Source organism: Arthrobacter sp. StoSoilA2, assembly GCF_019977195.1.
Classification (GTDB): Bacteria; Actinomycetota; Actinomycetes; order Actinomycetales; family Micrococcaceae; genus Arthrobacter.
On record NZ_AP024643.1, the window covers coordinates 1,574,670 to 1,591,460 of the forward strand.

The 16,791-nt window shown below is 63.3% G+C and carries 8 protein-coding genes; all 8 read left to right on the plus strand.

Translation table 11 applies throughout. The features are described 5' to 3' along the window. The first annotated feature begins 153 nt into the window (after positions 1–153). The gene (locus LDN82_RS07265) at positions 154–6,243 is read left to right on the plus strand and encodes an Ig-like domain-containing protein (protein ID WP_224166893.1); all 6,090 of its coding nucleotides are present in this window, start codon (positions 154–156) and stop codon (positions 6,241–6,243) included. A gap of 54 nt (positions 6,244–6,297) precedes the next feature. Then, positions 6,298–7,269 carry a MoxR family ATPase gene (locus LDN82_RS07270; RefSeq protein WP_224166894.1) on the plus strand — a complete coding sequence of 324 codons (972 nt, stop codon included), beginning with the start codon at positions 6,298–6,300 and terminating at the stop codon, positions 7,267–7,269. Between the two features lie 106 nt (positions 7,270–7,375). Next, positions 7,376–8,593: a DUF58 domain-containing protein gene (locus tag LDN82_RS07275; RefSeq protein WP_224167490.1), complete on the plus strand. Its 1,218-nt coding sequence runs from the start codon at positions 7,376–7,378 to the stop codon at positions 8,591–8,593. After that, positions 8,590–11,109: a transglutaminase domain-containing protein gene (locus LDN82_RS07280; protein WP_224166895.1), complete on the plus strand. Its 2,520-nt coding sequence runs from the start codon at positions 8,590–8,592 to the stop codon at positions 11,107–11,109. The genes LDN82_RS07275 and LDN82_RS07280 overlap by 4 nt, the downstream gene beginning before the upstream one ends. Further along, positions 11,102–12,487: an RDD family protein gene (locus LDN82_RS07285; protein ID WP_224091998.1), complete on the plus strand. Its 1,386-nt coding sequence runs from the start codon at positions 11,102–11,104 to the stop codon at positions 12,485–12,487. The genes LDN82_RS07280 and LDN82_RS07285 overlap by 8 nt, the downstream gene beginning before the upstream one ends. Beyond that, entirely contained in the window at positions 12,484–13,386 is a 903-nt protein-coding gene (locus LDN82_RS07290) for a protein phosphatase 2C domain-containing protein (protein WP_224166896.1), read from the plus strand. The genes LDN82_RS07285 and LDN82_RS07290 overlap by 4 nt, the downstream gene beginning before the upstream one ends. Next, positions 13,373–15,034 carry an FHA domain-containing protein gene (locus tag LDN82_RS07295; protein WP_224092001.1) on the plus strand — a complete coding sequence of 554 codons (1,662 nt, stop codon included), beginning with the start codon at positions 13,373–13,375 and terminating at the stop codon, positions 15,032–15,034. The genes LDN82_RS07290 and LDN82_RS07295 overlap by 14 nt, the downstream gene beginning before the upstream one ends. Further along, positions 15,031–16,743: a serine/threonine-protein kinase gene (locus LDN82_RS07300; RefSeq protein WP_224092003.1), complete on the plus strand. Its 1,713-nt coding sequence runs from the start codon at positions 15,031–15,033 to the stop codon at positions 16,741–16,743. Before LDN82_RS07295 ends, LDN82_RS07300 begins: the two co-directional genes overlap by 4 nt. The last annotated feature ends 48 nt before the right edge of the window (positions 16,744–16,791 follow it).

Genomic DNA, 16,791 nt, shown 5'->3' on the forward strand with positions numbered 1-16,791 from the left:
TCCCTTGGCTCCTCGTTCGGTGCGTGGGATAGTCTTAGGGACTGAAAATTCCGCCGCCGTATGGGGGTACTGCGGAATGCAAGGCTGCCGGCACATGCCGGTTGGTCTGGACGCCGCCTGGGGGCGGCTGTACAACAAGGGAATTTTGGGGCTGTGACATCTTTCTTCGGCAAGCTGGGGCTGAAAAAGCGTCGAAACAGGAAACTCGTATCTGCAACTGCCGTGACTGCGGCCGGTGCCTTGCTGGTAGCGGGCGCAGTCCTCTACCCGGGGTTCAAGACGGCCGAGGTCGATTTGAACGATGGCGGCGTGTGGGTTGTGAGCAAGACCAAGAACGCCGTGGGACGGTTGAATTATCCCTCCCGGGTTCTTGATGGAGCTGTGACACCGGCCACCACCACCTTCGATGTCCTGCAGCATGACGGCAATGTTTTTGTGGACGATGAGTCCGGCTCCACTATCAACCAGGTCTCTGCGGCGAACCTGAAGCTGGGCGGCGACAAACAACTGCCCTCGTCCTCGCAAGTCAGCTACGGTTCCAGCGTCCTCTCAGTCACGGACCCCGCCCGTGGAAAAGTGTGGGCGCTTTCGCCATCCACCGTGAACGGCTTCGACGAAGAATCCACCGAACCCGTCCTCACTGGCTCGCAGAACATGGTGTCGGCCGTCGGACAGGACAACCGCATTTACACGGCGGACCCGGGCAAGGGCGAAATCACCATCACCACCGTGGACGCCAACGGCGAACGGACTGCCTCGGACGTAACCAAGGTGGACGAGCTCAAGGGCGCCGGTGACCTGCAGATTGCTGTTGTGGGCGACAAACCAGTGGTGCTCGATGCCGCGTCCGGAAACCTCTTCCTTCCCGGTGGCCGCAAGCTCCAGCTGAAGGACGCCCGGGAAGCCAAGCTCCAGCAGAGCAGCGAAGACAGCGGCTATGTGGCCATCGCTACCCGCAAAGCCCTCCTGAAGCAGCCTTTGGACGGGTCCACGGCGGCGACCGTCAACGTGGACGGTGAGGGAGTTCCCGCCGCGCCAGTGCAGGTCAGCAAATGTGTGCACGCAGCGTGGGCAGGGGCCAACAAATATGTCCGCGATTGCGATAACGACGCAGACGATAAGAAAAACGACGTACCCAAGGCCAGTGCCTCGCCCAGCTATGTCTTCCGCGTGAACCGGGACCTCGTGGTCCTTAACGACATCAACTCCGGCAGTGTGTGGCTGGTCAACCAGAACATGCAGCTCGTGAACAACTGGGACGATGTTGTCCCGCCAAAGAACCAATCCGATGACCAGGACCAGGAATCCGCGGACAACAACACCATCAACGTCCTCCCGGACCGTACCAAGCCGAACCGTCCGCCCGAGACCAAACCGGATGAGTTCGGCGTACGTCCCGGCCGTACTTCCGTCCTGGGCGTCCTGGACAACGATTCGGATCCCGACGGCGATGTCCTCACCGCCTCGGTTGGCGCCAACGGCCCCAAGTCGGGTGCGCTGGAGAGCATTTACGGTGGCTCAGCGTTCCAGATCAAGGTCCCTCCCACCGCGAAGCCTGGCACGGAGGTCTTCGACTACAACGCCTCGGATGGCCGGGGTTTGTCAGCCGGCGGGAAGGTGACGTTGCACGTCGTCGCTCCGGAAGAGAACAAGCCTCCACTGTTCAAGCGTGCCGAGCCCACCACGATGCTCGTGGAGCAAGGCAAATCCGTTAGCCAAAACATCCTTACGGACTGGATGGACCCCGACGGCGATGACCTCGTCCTGCTGGACGCCAAGGCTGACAATGACCAGGACCAGGTCAAGGTCCGCCGGGATGGGTTGCTCACGTACCAGGATTCCGGCGCTGCGCCCGGAAAAAAGAACGTCACCATCACCGTCTGGGATGGCCGCGCCACCATCACAGGCCGGGTGGTGGTGAACGTGCAGCCGCCGGGAGCCTTGGCGCCGGTGGTAAACGCGGACCACGTCACAGCGGTGGTGGGCCAAGACCTGGTCATCTCCCCGTTGAAGAACGACGTCGACCCCAACGGTGGCGCCTTGCGCGTGGCCCATGTTGAGGCTGCCGGCCCGGCAGAGCTGGGCCCGGTCACCGACGGCGGGACCTTCACGTTCCGCAGCAACACGCCCGGTCCCGTGTATTTGAGTTACATTGCCAGCAACGGACCACAAAGCAGCCAGGGCTTGATCCGCGTGGATGTGGAGTCCGGGAAGGACGCCGGGGCCCCGGTTGCCGTCCACGACGTCGCCCTGCTGCCTGTGGGTGGAAGCGTGTTGGTTGATCCGCTGGCCAACGACTCCGATCCTTCCGGCGGGGTCCTCGTCCTCCAGTCGGTTACGGTTCCCGACGGCTCCTCGGCATCGGTCAGTGTGATCGACCATAGCGTCCTTCGCATCACCGACGTCCTCGGGGCCAAGGAACCTTTTGTGTTCAGCTACACCATGTCCAACGGCCGCGCCTCGGCCACCGGAACGGTGGGCGTCGTCCCGGTGCCGGCCCCCGCCGTCGTCGAGGCTCCCCAGCCGAAACCCGACGAGGTGAACGTACGCGTCAACGACGTCGTCACCATTCCTGTCCTGGACAACGACACACATCCGCAGGGCGAAAAGCTCTCTGTTGATCCTGTGTTGGCCCAGCCCGTTGCCGAAGAAGACGGCAAGGCGTTCGTTTCCGAAGACACGCTCCGCTTCATCGCTGGTCCTGTCCCCAAGACGGTGCGCGCCATCTACAACGCCGTGGATCCCCAGGGGCAGAAAAGCGCCGCTGCAGTGACCATCCATATCCTCCCGTTGGAAGGCGCCCAGAATTCGCGGCCACAGCCCAAGAACCTAACGGCGCGCGTAGTGGCGGGCGGCAGCGTCCGCATTCCGGTTCCGTTGGATGGCATAGACCCCGACGGCGACTCGGTCCAGCTCACCGGCATCGACAGCACACCCAGCATGGGAACTGCGACGGCGGGAAGCAACTTCATCGATTTCGTCGGCGCAGGCGACGGCGCAGGTACCGATACGTTCCGATACAAGGTGATTGACCGCCAAGGAGCCGTCAACACGGGAACTGTCACTGTCGGGGTTGCGCCGCGCGGTGAAGACAACCAGAAGCCGGCTCCGGTGGATGACGAAGTCAAGGTCCGTCCGGGCCGGCAGATTGCCATGGATGCTACTGCCAACGACACTGATCCGGATGGTGACCTGATCCGGATCGTGGCCGATGGTATTGAAGCTGACGCCGGTTTGGATGCCCATGTGAGCAAGACCAGTGGGCGCATCCTTATTACGGCGCCTGCTGCCGAAGGGACGGTCAACGTCCGCTATTCTGTGGCCGACGACCGCGACGCCGTGGGCCAGGCCAGCATCCGGGTGATCGTCAAGAACGATATCCCCCTGCAGGCCCCGATTGCCCGCGACGACCGCGTGACATCGGCCCAGACTCTCGGGAAGACAGCCGTGGACGTCCCCGTCCTGAAGAACGACGAAGACCCTGATGGTGTGGGGGAGAACCTCAAAATCAGTACCGGGTTGGAGACGGCCCGGCCCGGGTCTGAGGGCAACGTGGTTATTGACCTCACCGAGCAGCCGCAACTGGTTCCCTACACGGTGGAGGACGTGGACGGACAGAAGTCCACGGCCATCATCTGGGTGCCGGGCATCGGGCAGCAGGTTCCCACCTTGGCCAAGGATGAGGTGGTGGAGCTGGTATCAGGCCAGTCCGTCGACGTAAATTTGGCCGACTGGGTCAAGGTCCGTGATGGACGTTCCCCCCGGCTGACGCAGGCAGACCGCATCAAGCTGATCGGCGCCGATGGCAGCGACCCCATTGCCAACGGTGGTACTGCGATCAAGTACACGGCAGGCGCAGAATACGTGGGCCCTGGTTCCATCAGCTTTGAAGTCACGGATGGAACCGGCCCTGACGATCCCAACGGCTTGAAGTCCACGCTCAGCATCCGTACCAAGGTGCTCCCGGACCCCAACAAGAACAATCCGCCCACGCTGCTTGGCAGCCAGGTTGAGGTTCCCAAGGGGGACTCGGCGAGCCTGGATCTGGAGAAGCTGACCTCGGATCCTGATGCCGACGACGTCCAGAACATGAGCTACGAACTGGTGGGCGCGGCACCCGGCGGTTTCCGGGTGAACGTAGATGGCAAGACACTCAAGGTGTCCGCCGAAGATTCAGTGCAGATCGGCCAGGGCGGCACAGTCCAGGTGAAAGCCAAGGACCGCCGCGGACTGGAAGCCCTTGCTACGTACAAGCTCTCCCTGTCTGCATCCAACCGCCCTAAACCCGTTGCCAATGATGACGTGGAACCTGATGCCCAATCGGGCAAGCCGGTCACAGTCAATGCGCTGGCGAACGATTCGAACCCATTCCCGGATACGCCGCTGAAGATCGTCTCCGCCGTGACGGAAACCGGCCAGGGGACGGCGGATTCCAGTGGTGGCAACGTGACGGTGACGCCCGCAACGGGCTTCACCGGAACACTGGTTGTGGCATACACGGTGCAGGACAAGACCGGGGAGCTCTCGCGGTACTCCACGGCACGCATCCGGCTCACGGTGAAGGATAAGCCGGCTGCTCCCACGACTCCGCTTGCGCAGAGTGTCGGCGACCAGACAGCCTTGCTGACCTGGAATGCCCCTGCCGACCGTGGTTCGCCCATCACCAAGTACACGGTGTACGGCGAAGGTGGCTTCAAACAGGACTGCCCTGCCAACACCTGCACCCTGACGGGCCTGACCAACAACGTGAAGTACCACTTCGCAGTGACGGCCACCAACGCCATCAATGAGTCCGATCGCTCGCCAGTCTCCGCGGAGGTTCGACCCGACGTCAAACCGGACACCCCCGTGGCGCCCACGCTCAAGTTCGGGGACAAGCAGTTGTCCGTAGCCTGGGTCCCGCCTGCCAGCAAGGGCTCGCCCATCAAGTCATACGATCTTGAGATCTCCCCGGCTCCTACGGGCCAGAATCCCCAGATCCAGAACCTCACCGGCGCAAGCTACGTCTGGAAAGGCCTGACGAACGGCGTTGCTTACAAGGTCCGTGTCCTGGCCAGGAACGACGCCAAAGAACCCTCGGAGTGGAGTCCCTACTCCGCCGCGGAAACTCCGGCAGGGGTACCGGCAACACCGGCTGCTCCTTCTGTGTCCGGCGCCGGATCAGTTGGCAGCCAGAGCCAGTTGAAGGTCAGCTGGGTAGCTCCCAACAACAATGGCGACCCCGTCTCTGCCTACACGCTGACCACCTACCGGGGTGGCGCCGTCGTGGGTTCCCAATCCGTAGCCGCCACATCGCAGAATGTCACCGTGGCAAACGCGGAAGCTGACTACACCTTTACAGTTTCGGCTACCAACAAGGCCGGCGTCAGCGGAGTCAGCCAGCAGTCGGCTGCTATCCGCGCGGCGGGCAAGCCAGGCACGGTAGGAAGCGGTTCGGTCACTGCAACCGGCACCAGTGGACAGCTACGGGTGACGTTTACCCCGCTGACCGCCGCGGAACGCAATGGTTCGCAGGACAACGAAATCACCTACCGCTGGCAGACCGCCTACGGTTCGGGCCCGATTGGCCGCGGCGGCGGAGACATCGGCGGCCAGCCAAACGGCGACAACGTGGTGGTTAACATCATTGCCACTTCAGTGAAGAACGGCATGTCCGGCGATGCCAAGGCGATCGGGACGGGGAACCCCTATGGGCCTCCGAACGCGCCGAATGTCAACGGTGGAAAGTCGGCCAAGGGCGATGGCCAGGTGCACTGGACGTGGAACAACCCATCCATGAACGGCCGGCCTTTGGATCACTACGAGGTCAGCCTGGACGGTGGCGGCTGGAGCGGCGTGGGTAAGGCCACGAGCTTTGATGCCTCCGGTGGTGGATGGAACAACACACGCAACCTGAAGGTCAGGGCAGTGACTGTTGTGGCCGGTCCGGCCGGCAGCGCCAACTCCACCAGCGGCGACGACCCCACCCCACCGCCGCCGGCTTCACAGATCCAGGTGGACGCCAGCAGTGTCCGCACGTGCCCGGGTAAGCCCGGTCTGCCTGACTCGTACACTCCGGGCAGCCCTGCCAGTTGCGGCGTCGGCTGGGTGGAGCGCTCCTGGGGCAAGATCACCATCAATTGCACCAAAGACATTTACGGCAACGGCACGCCCTGGTACCGGCTCCAAGGCACTGCCAAGGACGGCTGGTTCGTCAAGTCCACCACGGTGGATCTCTACGGACCCCGGCCCGGCGGTTGCTGAATTGCCCACCACACGTCATCCCAACCCGTCATACCCAGATAAGGAATGAACCCCATGACCATGACAAACGAGCAGGCCGCGTGGTTTGCAGAAACGTTCGAGAAGCTCGTTGCCAACGTGGGCCAGGCCGTTCTGGGCAAGGATCATGTGATCCGCCTCACCTTTACGGCGATGCTGGCTGAAGGCCACGTCCTGTTCGAAGATGCCCCTGGCACTGGCAAGACCTCGCTTGCCCGTGCCTTGGCCGCGACAGTCCAGGGTTCCCACAACCGCATCCAGTTCACTCCCGACCTCCTGCCTTCGGACGTCACGGGTGTGACCATCTATGACCAGAAGACCCAGAAATTCGAGTTCCACAAGGGCCCGGTCTTCAACAACATTGTCCTGGCCGATGAAATCAACCGTGCCTCGCCGAAGACCCAGTCGGCATTGCTGGAGGTCATGGAGGAATCCCGCGTCACCGTGGATGGCACCACGTACGAGGCAGGCCGTCCGTTCATGGTCCTGGCTACGCAGAACCCGATTGAACAGGCCGGTACGTACCGCCTGCCCGAAGCGCAGCTGGACCGGTTCCTGATCAAGACGTCCATAGGCTACCCGGACCACGCTTCCACTGTGAGGCTCCTGGGAGGGGCCAACTTGAAGGACCGTTCCAAGGACCTCACTCCCATCATCACCACCCAGGCCGTGGCTGACATGGCGGATCTCGCCGCCACCACCCATGTGGACACTGCAGTGCTGGAATACATTTCTCGGCTCTGCGAAGAGACACGCAACGCTTCCGAGACCCGCCTTGGCGTCTCCGTCCGTGGTGCTTTGGCCATGGTTCGCGCGGCGAAGGTTTGGGCCGCCGGGCAGGGACGCAACTTTGTTCTTCCAGACGACATCAAGGAACTTGCTCCCGTGATCTGGACACACCGTTTGGTGATGGATCCCGAGGCTGAATTCTCCGGTGCGACGCCGGAGGTGGTCCTCGCGCGTGTCCTGGCCGAGGTCGCGGCCCCGCAGCAACGCGCGAGCGCATAGGGCTGTGCGGACGCTTGGCAAAGTAGCCGGTGCCTGGCAGCGCAAACCAGGCATCCAGAAGCCTGGCAAGCTCCACCCCTCGGCCGTATGGGCTGAAGCTGTGGGAATGGCAGGCGAGTTTGTCGCACCGGCATGGGCCAAGGTGCGGGACCTGTGGCTTCGCTTCGTCTGGCCTGTCCTTTCCGTGGTGAGTGTGCTCGGCTGGGTAGTCCTTGCTGCGGCCATTGGACTATGGATCGCCGGGCAGTCCTGGGGTTGGCAGGAGGCGAAGTCTGCCGCGATGGTTGCTTTCCTGCTGTTTGTGTTGGCCGTGGGCTTCATCGTGGGCCGTTCGGCTTACGGCGTGGTCCTGGATCTGGCCCGGACCCGTGTGGCGGTGGGGGACGACGCAGTGGGCAGCATCGCCGTGTCCAACGTTTCGGCCAGGCCACTGTTGCCTGCCGCATTGGAGTTGCCGGTGGGCGCCGCGACGGCTGTCTTCCATTTGCCCCGCATGAAGCCGGCCCAGGTACATGAGGACCTTTTCACTATTCCGACGGCGCGGCGTGCTGTGATTGTTGTCGGTCCCGTACGCTCCGTGCGTGCAGATCCGCTCCATCTGCTGCGGCGGCGCGTGCTCTGGACTGAGCCGGTGGACCTTTTCGTCCACCCGCGCACCGTACCGTTGGGAGGCTCGGCTGCCGGCTTCATCCGCGACCTTGAAGGCATGCCCACCACGGAACTATCCAGTGCCGATGTGTCCTTCCACGCACTGCGCGACTACGTTCCCGGGGACGACCGCCGTCACATTCACTGGAAGACGACGGCCCGCACCAACAAACTCATGGTCCGGCAGTTCGAGGAAACCCGCCGTGCGCACCTGGCTATTTCCCTGTCCATCAATACGGATGAATACGGATCGGATGGCGAGTTCGAGATGGCGATTTCCGTCGCCGCGTCAATCGGCCGCCAGGCTATCAAAGAGCAGCGTGAGCTGGACGTCCTGACCCAAAAGGGACCGCTCCGCTGTGAAACGGGCCGCAACCTGCTGGACGACATGACCAGGATTGTGGGGACACCCCTGCGGAAGACCGCCGTCGACCTCGCACGGAACCTCTCGGACACGGTTCCCAACGCATCGGTGGTGTTCCTCGTGGTAGGGAGCCACGTCACGGCTACCCAGCTCCGCACCGCGGCCGCGTCCGTTCCGCCGGGCGTTCGCAGCCTGGCCGTCCGCGTCCAACCCGGAGCGGCGCCGTCGAGGGCCAATATTGCAGACCTGACGGTCCTCACCGTTGGCGACCTCGATGACCTGGCAATCGTGCTGAGAAAGGCGGCAGCATGAGCACCGCACCAAATCTTCGCGCACGCCGCAGGGAAACCAACCGCAGGGACACCAACCGCAGGGACACCAACCGCGGCGCCGGGCGCGCCAGCGCTGGCTCGATATTTGCCGACGCCCGGCCCCTTTGGCATTTTGCGGTGGACTGCAGCGCCCTGGTGGTCCTGCTGTTCCTGGGTGTGCTTGGCTTCAGCCTGAGCTTCGGTGGCGATCCGCATTACATCATCGCCGGGCTGGGCGGCATTTTCCTGGGACTCGGCATAGCGATCCTGAACGCGCACCTTCGCTTGGGACTGCTGATCACCACCGCACTGGGATTCGGTGCCTACATGCTGTTCGGTTCTGCCTTGGCAGTGCCCGACCCAGCCGTCTTCGGGTTCCTGCCGAGCCTGGAATCGCTGCGGACTTTGCTGCTGGGGATCGTCTTTGCATGGAAGGATATGCTGACCGTCGGCGTGCCCGTGGGCACGGCCAACGGCATGCTCATTGTGCCCTTCCTCAGTTCCATGATCACTGCGCTGGCTGCGGGTTTGTTGACGTGGCGCCTGAAGAGTCCATATTGGCCGCTGTTGCCGGTACTGGTCCTTTTCGTTACCGGCGTCGCCTTCAGCACCAGCGCGGGGTTCCTAAATGTGGAGCGCGGCGTTTCCTTGACCATTGTCTCGATCGCCTGGGCGGCGTTCCGACGCGACGCACTCCGGCAGAGCAGCACCAAGACCGTTTCGGCCAACAGGGCGCAGTTCGACGCCGGTGCGGCCCGCCGCGGGAAGCTCCGGCGCCTGGGGACTGCTGCTGCCGTGGTGGTCGCGGCAGTCGGGATCACTGCAGTCGCTTCGCCGCTGGTGACAGCCAGCGACGACCGGAAGGTACTGCGCAACACGATCGTTCCGCCGTTCGATCCCCGCGACTACATCACGCCCCTTGCAAGCTTCCGGAATTTCGTGAAGGACGAGAAAGACCACACGCTGTTCACAGTGAAGGGCCTACCCAAGGATGCACGCGTACGACTCGCGGCGCTGGATGCCTTTAACGGCCTGAACTACACCATGGATCCCAACAGTTCCGGCAACTTCAGCAAGGTGGGTGATGCCCGTTCGCTTAACACGCTGGCCGATACGGGAAGCCCGGTAGCCGGCACCAATTACACGCTGGAAATCAACATCGAGGATTACCAGGGATATTTTGTCCCGGGAGGCCGCCACACCACGGGCATGAGCTTCCTGCAGAGCTCCGGTGCGGCGTCGGGACTGTACTTCAATGCCGGCACCGATACGGCAGTGACCACCAAGGGCCTGGCAAAAGGCGACAACTACACAGTCCAGGTTTCTGATCCGGGAACCCTTGAACATGGCCAGCTGACGCAGTACGACTTCGCCAAGCTCACGTTGCCCGAAGCCCAGGAAGTACCGCCGATCGTCGCCTCGCAGGCGAACGAGCTCTCGGCTGACGCTCCCACGGCCATCGACCGTGTACGGCAGATAGAGGCCCATTTCCAGAAGAGCGGGGCGTTCAGCAACGGCCTGGTTGCTGACGGCCAGTTGCCCAGTTTGCCTGGCCACAGTGCAGCACGCGTTCGCAGCCTGCTCTCCGCCAAGCAAATGCTGGGTGATGACGAACAGTACGCCGTCGCGATGTCACTCATGCTGCGTCACCTCGGCATCCCTTCGCGCGTTGTCATGGGGTTCTATCCGGATCCCAAGAGCCCGGAAAACGGTGCAGGGGACGTCAAGATCATGGGTAAGGACGTGCACGCGTGGGTGGAAGTGGCCTTCGACCGCGTCGGCTGGGTGTCCTTCGATCCGACTCCGCCCAAGGACAACGTGCCCATCCCGCCGGATCCTGAGAACAAGTCCAAGCCCAAGCCGCAGGTGCTGCAGCCGCCGCCCCCGCCGCAGGAGCCTGCGGACCTCCCGCCGGACTCCACCCCGGATGCCTTGGATGCCGATGAGAAGAAAAACAACCCCTGGCTGTTCTGGGGGCCGCTGCTTGCCGCGATCGGCGTGGCGATGATTCCGCTGGGAATTCTCGCAGTGCCGCTGTTGCTGATACTTCTGCTGAAATCACGACGCCGGAAGGCACGTTTTCGTGATGGCCACCCCGCCCAGCGGGTCGGCGGTGGGTGGAACGAGGTGTTGAGCCTTGCTACTGACATGGGCGCCTCGATTGACCCTAAGTCCACGCGGCGGGAATCGTCTGCCGTCATTGCGGATGCATTCCCGGTGACCGGAACCACCACCACAATGTTGGCGCACAGGGCTGACGCCGCAGTTTTCGGGGCAGGGCAACCCAGCGAGGAGGAAGTCAAGGAGTATTGGGAGATCGTGGATTCCTCGCTTCAGGACATCACAGGAAGCGTTGGTTTCTGGAAGCGGCAGCAGGCCCGGTTCTCGCCGAGGTCTTTGCTTTCCGATGGCCGGGCCGCACTGCGCCGGCGCGAACAGACACCCAGGGTCTCCAGGAAGGGTGCCATCTTCACCAACCGCACCCTGTTCAAGAAGAAGGGCAGCGTTGATGAGTAGTGAAGCTGAGCTGTGCCCGGCCTGCAAACACCCGGTGCGTCCCGGCGCAGCCTTTTGTACTCATTGCGGATCGCCGCTGACCAATCGTGGAGCCCGGAAGGAACGCAACGTCAACCGTGCCCAGGCTGCCGCCCTTGACTTCGCCACCCGGCAAGGCCTGCCCGATCCCGGTAGTATCTCGGTAGTGCCGGCGTCCACAGCACCGATGCAGCCGGGACGTGAAGCTGCTGTAAACGTACATCCGGGGCCAGGGGGAGGGACCACAATGACTGCACAGCTCGAGCTGGTACCGGCATCCGTCGGAAAACGCCTCGGCGCGGCAGTGCTGGACTGGTTGGGACCTGTTGCCGTCCTGACAACCGCGTTCGCACTGGGCATTGCCGGTATCACCCAAACCCGGCGGAACGGCTTTATCGTCTATGACACCGCTCTGCTGGTCCTCTTGGGGAGCATCGGCCTCGGTGTCACCGTCCTGTACATGTTTGTGCTGCTGGGAATCGAAGCCAGGTCTGGAAACACCATTGGTAATCAACTGATGGGAATCCGCAGCTCCGATGCCGACGGCTACGCGCCCGGCGCCGGCGTCGTTTTTGTCCGTGGCATTCTCACGGGCGGGCTCCTCCTGCTGGCGGCAATCCTCGGCGCGGTGCTGTTGGGCGTTGGGTTGCTTGGATTGGTCCTGTGGATCGCCCTCCCTCTTATGGTCCTGGGTGTGGTCTGGGCCGTCCTGGTGGTTGTTTCCAGTGCTTGGGACAGGAACGGCAAGCTGCGTGGATGGCATGACAAAGCCGCGAAGTCCTTGGTGTTCGACGTCCACGCGGGCCGCAACCCGGTTGCCACTGGAGGTATCCAGGGGCCCTACAGCTTCGCGCCCGTGGAGCTACCGCCCGTGCAGCCGGTGGTGTCACCGGTCCCGTCAATGTCGGCTGCCCAGCCCGTGTCCGCACCGCGGCAGGTATCCAATCCGCGGCCAGCTCCTGTTGCCCCCGCACACCCTGACGATGACGTCGAGAAGACGCAGATGCGGCCCGGAACTGCCCGGGCGGAAGCCGTGCTCCGGATCCGTGTTGACGACGGCCAGGACGTCGAACTGGGTGGAACCGTCCTGGTTGGCCGCAACCCAGCACCCCAGCCCGGGGAAGCTGCCGAGCAGTTGTTGAGTGTTTCGGACCCCGGAAGGTCCATCTCCAAGACCCACTTGCATCTCCGGGTTGATGGCGATGGCGTGTGGGTTACGGACCGCAACTCAACCAATGGAAGCGCTGTCACTACGCCCGACGGCCTCCAGACCCGGCTTCATCCGGGGGAAGCAGTTTTCGTCAGACCAGGTTCCACCGTTCACTTCGGGGACCGTTCCTTCCACCTAGGACAAGCATGAACTCACAGCCGGCCGGCCCCGCCGACCCGGATGCCAACGCCGCTGGATCCGCCTTTCAACTCAGCTACGGATACGGGACGGACCGTGGACTGCGTCGCGAACTGAACGAGGACTCGTTCATTGCATCGGATCCGGTCTTCGCGGTGGCCGATGGCATGGGGGGCCATGAGGCAGGCGAAATCGCCAGTGGCGTGTGTGTGCGGACCCTTGGCAGTTCCCCTGTCCTGGCGGCAGGGGTCCGTTCGGCTTCGGCAGCGGACCTGCAGGAGTGCCTGTTAAAGGCCGATGCCAGCATCCGCGAAGCCACGGGAGGGCGCGCGGGCACCACACTCTCCGGCGTCGTGGTGGTGGAACAAATGGGCGTGCCCTATTGGCTGGTCATGAACATTGGGGATTCCCGGACGTATCGCCTTAGCCAGGGTGATTTCGCCCAGGTCAGCGTGGACCATTCAGAAGTCCAGGAACTGGTGGACTCCGGTGACATCACGGCGGAGCAAGCGGCCGTTCATCCGCGCAGGCATGTGGTCACGCGCGCTTTGGGCACTGGCGACGAGACCGAGGCGGACTTCTGGTTGCTGCCCATTCAGGAGGGGGACCGGATCATGGTCTGCTCCGATGGGCTGAACGGCGAACTGGGGGATGACCATCTGTTCCGCATCCTCAGCACCGTGGCCCATCCGCAGGACGCGGTGGATGCCTTGATCCAGGCTGCATTGCGCAGCGGTGGGCGGGACAACGTCACGGTCATTGTGGTGGACGCCAAGAACGTCCTTAACGATGCCGGCATCGCCACCACGGCGCCGCGCCCGGAGACCGAATCCGAGGTGGAGGAGGACACCCTGCCCAGGGCCTGGGTGACAGGAACGGACCAGGAGGAGGGCGTAGATGGAAAGCAGTAACAAGCCACCCCACGCCCGATACCAGCGTGGTGACTGGTTCGGCGTCATCCGTCAGGGCACTGTGGTGCTGCTCGGCCCCGATACCCCGCCTGCCCTGATCGATTCGGTGTGGGACCTTCTCGCGTCCGCGCCCGAAGCCCATGAGGTCCTCCACGAAGTGACCGAGGCTTTCGGGGTTTCCCTCAGCCGTATTCCGCCCTTTGGCATCATCGATTCCAAGGACGCCCTGCGCGTGTTCCTTCGCGGCGACCTTGAACTCGTTGTGAAGATGTCCGCCGGGGAAGAGGTGCTATCTGGACGGGACGTGACTACCTGGACGGAACGCCGGCTCACCGCGGCTGATTCCTACGTCCTGCGGATAGGCGCGGGAACCCGTTCCTCCTCCGTTCCGGCAGACCTTGGTATCCCGGCAAGACCTGGTGAAACCTCGACGCCGGACGGCAGCCTGCCGCTGGGGGAGGGTGTGGTCCTCCTGGCCTCCCTCGAGGTGGTACTCCAAGCCGGCGCTGTGAATGTTCCGGCGCCCGCTGCGGTTTCCGATGAAACCATGATTGGCTACGACGATGCGGACCTGGGCCTCACCATCGCGCCCGGAATTTCCGAAGGTCATGTGCATACCGAAAGCGCTGAAGAATCCTTGGGCGTGCCCGTCCACACCAGCACCACGGATCCCATAGTTCCTGCGCTGGAGACCACCACCAACTATGACCACCTGTGGGACAAGACGGTGATGCGCAACATCGAAGACGCTGCGGTGCGCGCGGACGAGGAATCCGAGGATCACGATGCTCCGGCGGCCCATGCCCCTGCGCCACAAAATTCGGTATCAGAAACAGCGCCGTCGGCAACACCCACGGCAGTGCCTGCACTGATCGAGTCCGTTCCCTGGCTGCGCAGCCCCGGCGAGGTGCCTGCCTCTGGGGGACGGGCCGAATCGATTGCTCCGCCGCAAGCCCCTCCCGCTTCAGCGCCTCAGGTTCCGGCGGAATGGGAGTCGACGCCGGTGGGTTTGGCGTCGATGCCCGCGCCTGGACCCAGCATGCCAACGAATGGTCCGTTCATGGATGGTGTCCCCGCGGATGACGATGCTGACCATGACGGGCAGACGATCATGAAGAGCAGCATCGCCAGCCCTGACGCCCAGGGTCCTGGGCCCGGGGTTGCACCGAAGGATGCCCGGGCCGGCAACGGTCCCAGCGTTTTAGCGCGGGTGTGCTCCCAAGGTCATGCCAACCCGCCGACCTACGCTCAATGTGCCACGTGTGGTTTCGCGCTGTCCGGTGATTCGCTTCAGGTCCCGCGACCCCGCCTGGGCAGAATGCGCTTATCCACTGGTGAGCTGATCGACCTGGACCAGTCACTCGTCATTGGCAGGCAGCCGTCAGTGTCCCGCGTGCAAGGCGGCACCATGCCGCGGCTGGTGCAGGTGGAGAGCCCCGGAGGGGACATTTCCCGCTCACACGTCGAGGTTCGGTTGGAGGGTTGGCACGTCATGCTGTGCGACCTCAAAGCGACGAACGGAACCGTGCTCATTCGAGAAGGCCAAGCACCCCGCAGACTCGCCCAAAACGAGATGGCCATCCTTTTGGACGGCGACATAGCTGAGTTGGGCGACGACATTTCATTGCGTTTCGAGGAGATTCTTTGAGTTCCAAGAGGCCCCCCGCGCCGCCTCCACCCATTCCCGGTTTCAAGTACATCAGCCTGCTGGGCTCCGGTGGTTTCTCCGACGTATACCTGTACGAGCAGGACAGGCCGCGCCGTAAAGTAGCAGTCAAAGTGCTGCTGTCCGACTTGAAGACCGAAGGGGCACGCCGCCGTTTCGAGTCCGAAGCGAACCTGATGGCACAGTTGTCCTCGCACCCGTACATCGTGACGATTTTCGAGGCGGAAATCACGGAGAGCGGCCATTCCTATTTGGCGATGGAATACTGCTCCCGGCCCAGCCTCGATGTCCGCTACCGCCGTCAGCGCTTCAGCGTCGATGAGGTCCTGGCCGTCGGCATCCAGGTGGCATCCGCCGTCGAGACCGCCCACAGGGCCGGCATCGTGCATCGCGATATTAAGCCCGCCAACATCCTGGTCACCGATTACAACCGTCCCGCCCTCACCGACTTCGGCATTTCCGGGACCATTGGGGCCGATACCGAGGACGACGCCGGAATGTCCATCCCGTGGTCACCGCCGGAGCAATTCCGGGGCGGGGCAGTTGACGGCGTTCCGGTGGACATTTGGGCCCTCGGTGCCACCCTGTACACGCTCCTTGCTGGCCGTTCACCGTTTGTTCTTCCCGGCCAGGACAACTCGCAGCGGGAACTGATCTCCCGCATCACCAACTCGCCCCTGCCCAGGCTCGGCCGTGCCGATGTTCCGGAGTCGCTGGAACTCGTCCTGTCTACATCCATGGCGAAGTCACCGGAATCCCGCTACTCGTCGGCCCACGCTTTTGCCTTGGCGTTGCAGCGGATCCAGACCGAGCTGAATTTGTCCGTGACTCCCTTCGAGGTGCTCGAGGAACCGGGTCACGGAGACGAGCAACACCCGGACGACAACTTCGAGGAAACGCGCGTCCGCAGTATCGCTTCAATCGATCCGGACGCTTCGGGAACCGCTACTACTGGTTCGGCACCCACGTTCCCGGCACGGACCTTCCCGTCCACTGTGCCCGGCGCCACCCAGACTCCTCCCCAGCCAGGCCAGGCTCCTGCCCGGCCAGCCCAAGCTCCTGCCCAGCAAGCCCCAGCGCAATTCCAAGCGCCGGTTTGGGACTACCGGCAGGTTGGGCAACCGGACGTGGCGGAGTCGACGGTACTCCGAGGCTGGCAGCCTTCACGTCCACAGGACGACGTGGGCGCAACAGTCCGGCGTTCCCAGGCGCCTGCAGGGGCATCGCCGGCGTCCCAAGCCGCTGCTCCCGGCGCGGATCATGGCAAGCGCAATCTGTGGCTGGCGGCGACGGGTGCCACGGTTTTGGTGGTCGCTATTGTGGTGGGCGTGGTCCTGGGTGCCCAGGCGCAGCCGAAGGTTGCGCCCACGGAGACGGCGAGTAAGCCGGCGGTCGACGCCTTGGGCGATGGTGGGGTTCCGGACGTGGAAGGCTTGGTCGGCAAACGCAGGCCGGGCAAACCCGACTTCGCAGATTTCGAGTGGAAGAACCCGCAGCCCAAGGAGGGCGACACTTACAAATGGCGCTACAAGACGGTTGTCCTCAGCGAAAGTGAATACAGCAACTCCGAACTGGAACCACGTGCACTGGCCTATGGTACGGAGTCGCCGCTCTGTATTCAGGTGATCATTGTCCGTGTTGACGGCAGTGCCTCGTCCGGGGGCGAGGGTTCTGTCGCCTGCGTGGACTAGAAGCGGCCGCATGACACACATTTACAGCCGACTGAGGAGGCACAGATC

Coding starts and splice junctions, on each gene's coding strand:
- LDN82_RS07285 (WP_224091998.1), top strand. CDS start 11,102: ATGAGTAGTGAAGCTGAGCTGTGCCCGGCCTGCAAACACCCGGTGCGT.
- LDN82_RS07275 (WP_224167490.1), top strand. CDS start 7,376: ATGGCAGGCGAGTTTGTCGCACCGGCATGGGCCAAGGTGCGGGACCTG.
- LDN82_RS07290 (WP_224166896.1), top strand. CDS start 12,484: ATGAACTCACAGCCGGCCGGCCCCGCCGACCCGGATGCCAACGCCGCT.
- LDN82_RS07270 (WP_224166894.1), top strand. CDS start 6,298: ATGACCATGACAAACGAGCAGGCCGCGTGGTTTGCAGAAACGTTCGAG.
- LDN82_RS07280 (WP_224166895.1), top strand. CDS start 8,590: ATGAGCACCGCACCAAATCTTCGCGCACGCCGCAGGGAAACCAACCGC.
- LDN82_RS07295 (WP_224092001.1), top strand. CDS start 13,373: ATGGAAAGCAGTAACAAGCCACCCCACGCCCGATACCAGCGTGGTGAC.